Source organism: Paraclostridium benzoelyticum, assembly GCF_001006285.1.
GTDB lineage: Bacteria > Bacillota > Clostridia > Peptostreptococcales > Peptostreptococcaceae > Paraclostridium > Paraclostridium benzoelyticum.
In genome coordinates, this window is the sequence record NZ_LBBT01000104.1 from 1 (window position 1) to 1,842 (window position 1,842).

General features: G+C 31.3%; 1 protein-coding gene. It reads right to left on the minus strand.

What is annotated here, in order from left to right:
• Positions 1 to 5: 5 nt before the first annotated feature.
• Positions 6 to 1,679 (minus strand): DUF3472 domain-containing protein, encoded by a 1,674-nt coding sequence (locus VN21_RS19040; protein WP_084821943.1) that lies wholly within the window; start codon positions 1,677 to 1,679, stop codon positions 6 to 8.
• Positions 1,680 to 1,842 lie beyond the last annotated feature (163 nt).

Below are 1,842 nucleotides of genomic sequence, written 5' to 3' on the forward strand. Positions count from 1 at the left end.
ATTTATTATTTTAATCTCCATGGTTTTCCTGTCCCGTGTGAGTTTTCAGGATTATCACCTTTTGTCCAATAGTTTGCAATATATGATTTCCCATTATAAATCACTTCATCACCTTCAATATAAATTACATCTGGATACCATTTATTATCATTTAAAGCTGGACCAGAGATTAATTTCCATCCTGTAGATTGCCCTTGTCGATCTTTTGGATCTGGTTTAACTCCAGCGTTAATCCACCAATTATTTTCATAAGTGTTTCCTTCAAAAACTACTTTTGTTCCTGGAATCGAGTAGTTTATATTTTGATTCCAAGTATCCTTTGTTTCTTCACTTTTCTCTTTTGTCTTAAATGATACATACGATGGTAATGAATAGTTTCCTGCTGTATCAAATGCTCTAACAATTAAAGAATAGTTTGTATTAGGTATTAAATCATTTAAATCAACTGTTGTTGTAGAAGAAGAACCTATATATTTTTTATTAATATCATCCCAAACCCAGTATTTAGAAACTCCTACATTGTCAGTTGATGGCTCAAATTGTATTTGAGCTGATGTCTCTTTTATATTAATAGCTTTAACATTTTTAGGTGCTGTAGGTGCTTCAGTATCCTTTTCTTCACCTGGTTGATCATCACTATTAAGCTTAACTGTCTTTACAACTATATTATCAAATAAATCTGTTATTATTAATTTTGCATAAAGACCATTTGAACTATCTAGTGACATATATTCGTTTACTTCATAATTATATGATTTTATATTATCAATAGTTTTTATTGCTTTGCCTTCCATATAAGAATTATTATAAACTTCTATTTTGCCTTTAAATTGAGGTGTACTTTCATTCTTTAGTTTCCATGAAATATTTAATTTCCCATTTTCATATTTACCGTTTATAATATCAAAATCTAAAACGCCAATATCCGGCTTGCTTGCCTGGTTTAGTGTAAATACTTGACCACTATTAATAGATGGTTTCACATTACCCCCTGCACTAACCCAAACGTAATCAGAGTTACTCCCACCATTCCAGTTCATATTAGGATACTGGCTAGTTATTCTTTGTTTATTTAAAGAGTTCCATTCTCCATCCGAAATATTTCTACTATAAAAATTTTTTAATCTAGCTTCCCTTTCTTGATATCCATTTCCAGCCCAATCCTCTTGAAACATTCCAGTACCCCAGTTAAAGTTAATATTTGCTACTGGGAAATCTAAAATAGCTATTTGTTTCCATTGTTTGCTAGATTCATCTCTTATCCATTGCCCAAATTTTGTGTGTCCATCTTCTTGCCAATTACGCATAGTCATCTTATACCAACTATTTGGTTGCCAATTATATCTTGTTTCAACTTTCATCCCTTCACCTTCACCACCAAAACGTGATGCAAACGAATTTGGAGAAAGATATTCTGCTTCGATTGGTTTTCTAATAGATATTGGATCCCAAATTGCAAAATGGGCTGTACGTCTATCAGCCTGTTGTTGGAAACCAGCATATCCACCTCCTTCTCCACCTGAATTCCAATTATGAACTGCCCAATATGTATATGGTGGATTTTTGATTGCACTCCAATCCTTAGTCATAATATCTGATGGTTTTTCATTTACAGGATTGACATACATACCTGTTGCATTTGTTGCTGCTTGAACTATGTTTGAGTTCCCAATCCCCAAAATAATAAAAGCAGTAATAATTCCAATTAAAAATAATTTTTTTTCATAAACATTACCCCTATTGTAATAAATTTAGCTTATCTGTAATTGTTAACAACATAGATTTTTTATTTGAAAATATGTTTAATTACATGCTTAAATTTATTTATCGACATAAAATTTA